4 protein-coding genes are annotated in these 6,389 nt (G+C 61.7%); all 4 read left to right on the plus strand.

What is annotated here, in order from left to right:
* On the plus strand, window positions 1-584 hold a 584-nt coding region (gene pdxT, locus B3C64_RS08435), incomplete at its 5' end, for a pyridoxal 5'-phosphate synthase glutaminase subunit PdxT (protein ID WP_291535031.1).
* 948 nt (window positions 585-1,532) lie between these two features.
* Complete coding sequence (locus tag B3C64_RS08440; protein WP_291535032.1) at window positions 1,533-2,891, plus strand: ABC transporter substrate-binding protein; 1,359 nt, start codon at window positions 1,533-1,535, stop codon at window positions 2,889-2,891.
* An 89-nt stretch (window positions 2,892-2,980) separates the two neighbouring features.
* A complete protein-coding gene (locus B3C64_RS08445; RefSeq protein ID WP_291535033.1) occupies window positions 2,981-5,218 on the plus strand; it encodes a beta-galactosidase in 2,238 nt (745 codons plus the stop codon).
* 47 nt (window positions 5,219-5,265) lie between these two features.
* The gene (locus B3C64_RS08450; RefSeq protein WP_291535034.1) at window positions 5,266-6,327 is read left to right on the plus strand and encodes a LacI family DNA-binding transcriptional regulator; all 1,062 of its coding nucleotides are present in this window, start codon (window positions 5,266-5,268) and stop codon (window positions 6,325-6,327) included.
* Window positions 6,328-6,389: the final 62 nt, after the last annotated feature.

The raw sequence follows: 6,389 nt of genomic DNA on the forward strand, positions 1-6,389 counted from the left end.
TGCGCGCCGCGGAGGATTTCGACGAGTCGATCGACCGGGTGATTCTGCCGGGCGGCGAGAGCACCACGCAGGGCAAGCTTCTGCGCTCCACCGGTCTGTTCGAGCCCATCGCCAGGCACATCGCCGCGGGCAAGCCGGTGTTCGGCACCTGCGCCGGCATGATTCTGCTCGCGCGCAAGCTCGACAATGATTCCAACGTGTATTTTGGCGCGCTTGACGCCGTCGTGCGCCGCAATGCGTACGGCCGTCAGCTCGGCTCGTTCGCGGCGACCGCCGACTTCGGCTCCGCTTCGGACGGCAACGCCGTCGTGGTCGCGCCGGGCGAGCACGTTCCCGGATACAAGGGCGATGGCTCTGCCGTCACGGACGGTTCGAGCTCCGTCAACGCCTCCGTCGTGCTGAAGGACTTCCCGCTGGTGTTCATCCGCGGACCCTTCGTGGCCGAGGTCGGACCCGCCGCGACCGTCGAGACCGCAGTCGACGGCAATGTGGTCGGTCTTCGCCAAGGCAACATCCTGGCCACGGCCTTCCATCCCGAACTCACCGACGACACCCGAATCCACGAGCTGTTCCTCAGCCTGTGACGGTTCCTCGGTTCGAGGTTCGGCAGCGCCCTTGGGAAGTGTTCCCAAGGGCGTTTTGGCTATATGGGCAACTGTTTGGAAGCCCTGGCCTCCGGTGGTTGGCTTCCAAGGTGTTTTGGACTGGCGACGGTTCTGGCCTGTTGAAATGTGGGGACGAATGAGGAAAACGTATCCCCGCATATCCACTGGGTTATCCACGGCCATGGCCGGACGTATCCCATAGGTATGGCTCATTCGACGGTGGCAAGGCGAATTGCCGACGGAAGTACGTGTGGGCATAGCTGATGATCGCGCCGTGGGACCTGATTGCATCGTGGGGTCATTCGACTGTGGAGAAGCGAGTCGCCGGGACTGGGCGCGTTCCGTAGGTGGTTTTGCCGTTCCGTAGGCGGTTCGAGGTGGAGCTCTCCGAAAAAACGTTGCGAAAAAGCGCGTTTCGCAACGTCGGTACTTGATCCAACCACCTACGGAATCTTAAAACCGCCTACGGAATGTCGTGATATCGCTTTGGGCAGTGCGAGCATGGGATGAAAGTGGATGGTTTGCGCCGAGACGGGAGGGTATGGGGTCATCTCGGCCGTATGCCATCGAGGATGAATCGTCAGTTGTCGGGGAAGATGAATGTCGACTGTTGGGGAAGATGAATCGTCGACTGTTGGGGGAGAATGAAGTGTCAGTTGTCGGAAAAATGAATCGTCATGGGTAATGCCGAAATCAGTCGAGGCATGGGCGGCGTGAACTGATGCATGAACGGCGATTCCGTCGGGCTTGACAATTCGGTACAACTGTGTACCATAAGGAATTACCGATACGTGGATGTGTCGGAATGAAGCAAGGAGTTATCGGTAAACCAAGGGGAAGCAAGCAATCGTGGGTTGGCTCCGGCATGTTGATACACCGTTGCATCAATGTGATGGGGGATACCGGTAACCAGTGAAGGAGAAAAACATGCGTAATGCACGGAAGGCACTTGCGGCTGTGACCGCGGCGGCGACTTTGGTCGGACTCGCGGCGTGCGGCAGCGGTGAGAGCGGCTCGAACAAGGGAAGTTCCGGCGATGCGGACAAGGCGGAGCTCGTATTCTGGGGATGGGACACCGGCCACACCATGACCAACCTCATCAAGGACTTCGAAAAAGCCAATCCCGGAATCACGGTGAAATTCAACAACACCGGCACCGCCTCCGACACCCAGACCGCATTGAGCAACGCCGTGGCCGCGGGCAAGGGCGCGCCGGACGTCGTGATGCTTGAGGACCCCACGGTCACCCAGTTCGCGGTCACCGGAGATCTGATCGACCTCAGCCAGTTCGGTGCCGACAAGCTTGCGGACGACTTCTCGGCGGGCCCGTGGAACAAACTGCAATACAACAACAAGCCATACGCGCTGCCGATCGACTCCGGCCCGGAGATGTTCTTCTACAATGACGCCGTCTTCAAGAAGGCGGGTGTCGACGGCACCAAGATCAAGACCTGGGACGACTATTACGAGGCGGCCAAAAAGGTCAAGGCCATCGGATCGTATATGACCAACAATTCCGGTTCCTCCATGGAATACCAGCCGTTCACCGCGCAGGCATGGCAGGCCGGAGCGCAGCCGTGGAAGGTGGATGGCGAGAACCTCACCATCAGCATGACCAAAGACACCGGTATGAAGAAGTACATCGCCTTCCAGCAGAAGCTCATCGATGAGGACCTCATCGACACCAAGACCGCCAACTGGTCCGATGACTGGAACCGCGAGCTCAACGACGGCACCATCGCGTCCCTGGTCATCGGCGGCTGGATGCCGGTCAACCTGATGAACGGCGCCCCCGACCAGGCCGGCAACTGGCGAGTCGCCCAGCTGCCGCAGTGGAACGAAGGCGATGAGGTGTCCGCCGAGGACGGCGGATCCGCCTTGGCCATCGTCAGCCAGTCCAAGCAGCAGGCCGCGGCATACAAGTTCGTCGAATACCTCACCCACGGCAAGGGCGCGCAGACCATGGCCGAAACCGGCACGTTCCCGAGCCTGAAGAGCATCCTCAAGTCCAAGAGCTTCACCGACCCCACCACCGAAGCGAACAAGAAGGTCAATGATTACTTCGGTGGCCAGAACGTCAACGAGATCCTTTCCGAGGCCGCGCAGCGCAAGGTCTCCAAGTTCTCCTACCTGCCGTACAACCCGTTCGCCCAGTCCGATTTCGGAGACCAGATCGCCAAGGCGTACAACAAGAAGATCACCTTGGAACAGGCCTTCGAAAACTATGGCAAGTCGCTGGCGGAACACGGTACCCAGCAGGGCTACACCGTCACCAACAAGGGCTGAGCGCACAACACAGGTTCCCGTTGGACGCCCGCCATCCACAGGCGAGGCATCCAACGGGAACCGCATACCACAACGAGAGGAAACGCATCATGAACGCACGGCGTGAATTCAACTGGCCGAAACTGCTGACCGCGGATGGCCGCGGCATCGCCTTCGGCGGCGACTACAATCCCGACCAATGGCCGGAGGGCGTCTGGAACGACGACGTTCGTCTCATGAAACAGGCCGGCGTCAACACCGTGGCGCTCGCCATCTTCAGCTGGGACCGCATACAGCCGACCGAAGACCGTTGGGACTTCGGCTGGCTCGACCGCATCATCGACAAGCTCGGCAAGGCCGGCATCGCAACCGATCTGGCCTCCGCGACGGCCACGGCTCCGCTGTGGCTGTATGAAAAGCATCCCGAGGTGCTTCCGCGGGACAAATACGGCCATCCCGTCAACGCCGGTTCCCGGCAGTCCTGGAGCCCGACCAGCCCGGTGTTCAAGGAATACGCGCTCACGTTGTGCCGCAAACTCGCCGAACGGTACGGTTCCAACCCATACGTCACCGCATGGCATATGGGCAACGAATACGGATGGAACAACCGCGAGGACTATTCCGACAACGCGCTGGCGGCTTTCCGCAAATGGTGCGAACGCAAGTACGGGACCATCGCGGCGCTCAACCAGGCGTGGGGAACCACGTTCTGGGGCCAGGAGATGAACGGTTTCGACGAAGTGCTCATCCCGCGGTTCATGGGCGCCGACTCCATGGTGAATCCCGGTCAGAAACTCGATTTCGAACGGTTCGGCAACGACATGCTCCTCGACTTCTACAAGGCCGAGCGCGACGCGATCGCGGAGATCTGCCCGGACAAGCCGTTCACCACGAACTTCATGGTCTCCACCGACCAATGCTGCATGGACTACGCCGATTGGGCCGGGGAGGTGGATTTCGTCTCCAACGACCACTATTTCCACGAAGGCGAATCCCACCTTGACGAACTGGCGTGTTCCGACGCGTTGATGGATTCGCTCGCGTTGGGCAAGCCGTGGTACGTCATGGAACATTCCACGTCGGCGGTGCAGTGGAAGCCGCTCAATACCCGCAAGCGCAAGGGCGAGACTGTGCGCGACTCGCTTGCGCATGTGGCGATGGGCGCCGATGCGATCAATTTCTTCCAATGGCGCGCGTCCGCGTTTGGTGCCGAGGCGTTCCATTCCGCCATGGTGCCGCATGCCGGCGAGGACACGAAGCTGTTCCGACAGGTGTGCGAACTCGGCGCGGCCCTGCGCGCGCTGTCCGATGCCGGCGTGCAGGGCAGCGGGCTGCGGCGCTCCGACACGGCGATTCTGTTCAGCGCCGAATCGGAATGGGCCACCCGCTCCGAAACGCTGCCGAGCATGAAGCTCAACCATTGGCATGATGTGCGCGACTGGTACCGCGCCTTCCTCGGCGCGGGGGCGCGCGCCGACATCGTGCCGCTCAAATACGACTGGAGCTCGTACAAGACCGTCGTATTGCCGACCGTGCTGATGCTGAGTGCCGCTGACGCGCGGCGTCTGGCCGATTTCGCCGCTGCCGGCGGACGCGTGGTGGTCGGATACGCGACCGGATTGATCGACGAGAACTTCCACACCTGGCTCGGCGGTTACCCCGGCGCGGGCGATGGTCTGCTGCGTGAGATGCTGGGCGTCCGCGGCGAGGAATTCAACATTCTCGGCGCCGAGGCCGAAGGCGAACCGAGCGAGATCCGTCTTCGTTCGGTGGATGCCGGGAATATTTCCGCATCCCGGGCCTGCGGTCATGCCGATGATGATGGAACATTCTCCGGGGAATTTTCCGGAGAATTCCCCGGGGCGCTTGGCAAGACATCATGTGGAAAACCCGAAGCGGAATCCGCCGAAGGTCCGTCCGGCATCACCGGCGCGGTGACCCGCCTATGGCAGAACGATGTGGACGTCACCGGCGAACATGTTCAGGTGCTTGCCGCATACGCCGGCGAGGAAGCGGACGAATGGGAGCTTGACGGCACGGCCGCGGTCACCCGCAACCCGTATGGCTCCGGCGAGGCGTATTTCGTCGGCTGCGACCTGGATGTGGCCGATCTGACGAAGCTGGTCGGCGCGTATCTCGCATCCCCATCGCAGGACGATGCCGCCGTGCTGCACACCGTGCGCGTGTCCGCCGACGCCACCTTCGACTTCTACCTGCCCCGTGGCAAGAAGACGGTTGAGTTGCGGGGTATCGAAGGCGAGCCGGTCATCCTGTTCCAAGCGGAACGGGGGAGGGAATCCGGTTCGTACGTCGTGCATCGCAACGGCGTGCTCGTCACGAAGCGGTAGAGTCGGGAAGGTAAACGAGAAGTCACGACGGACGGGTACGGGAGAACATGGGCGAATCGAAACCGGAGAAAAAACGCGTCACGTTGCGTGATGTGGCCGCGGAGGCCGGGGTGTCGCTCAAAACCGCCTCGAACGTCATCAACAACGGCGGCCGCATGTCCGAAGCCACCCGCGAAAAGGTCCGCAGGACCATCGACCGTCTCGGATACCGCGTGAACGTGGCCGCGCGGAATCTCAACCGTGGCACGACGGGCTTCATCACGCTCGCCGTGCCGAGCCTGACCGCCCCGTATCTAGCGGAATTGGCGAATCATGTGATCGACGCCGCGCGGGGCCATGGCTACTCCGTATACGTCACCACATATGCCGAAGGGTCCGCGCAGGGCGCCCGTTCGCTGCTGCGCAATTTCAACACGACCGTATCGGACGGCATGATACTTTCCATCTCCGAGGTGGAGGATCTGGACCCCGAGGACCTGGCTGTCGACTACCCGCTCGTCTGCGTCGGAGCACGCTCCACGAACGGCAAGGCCGACCATGTGACGCCGGACGACATCCAAGCCGCGCGGTCCGCCTCCGAATACCTGCTCGCGCATGGGGCGACTCGTCTGGCGGTCGTCGGCTCAAGGACCGATCCGCGCGATATCGGCCAGGTCACCAGTGCTGCGGACGGCAACGCCCAATTGCGTTTGCGCGGCGTGCTTGAAGCCTGTGCCGAGTATGGGATAGAATTCGATTCGCGGTTGGCGCCGAATTCCGGCCAGGACTGGACGATTGGCTCTGGAGCCCGCATCATGCAGCGCATCATCGATTCCGCGGTGCCGTTCGATGGCGTGGTCGCGTTCAACGACCAGCTTGCGTTGGGATCGTTGTTCACGCTGGCCTCCAACGGCATCGCGGTTCCCGGCCAGGTGCAGGTGATCGGGTTCGACAACATCGAGGAGGCGGCTTATTTCCAGCCGCCGCTGACTACGATGGATTCCTGCCTCGATTGGGTCGCGCCCACCGTGGTCGACCGCCTTCTGGCGCGCATCGACGGGGGAGATATGAAGCCATCGCTCATCACCACGGAATCCCGCGTCATCGCCCGCGCCACCACGCGTATGTAGCGCAAACGTATGCAGCACAAGTTCCTTTCGACGGTCAGCGTCGCGTTTGCGGGACTGGTGAT

It is taken from the genome of Bifidobacterium sp. UBA6881, assembly GCA_002451435.1.
In the GTDB taxonomy this organism is placed as follows: Bacteria; Actinomycetota; Actinomycetes; order Actinomycetales; family Bifidobacteriaceae; genus Bifidobacterium.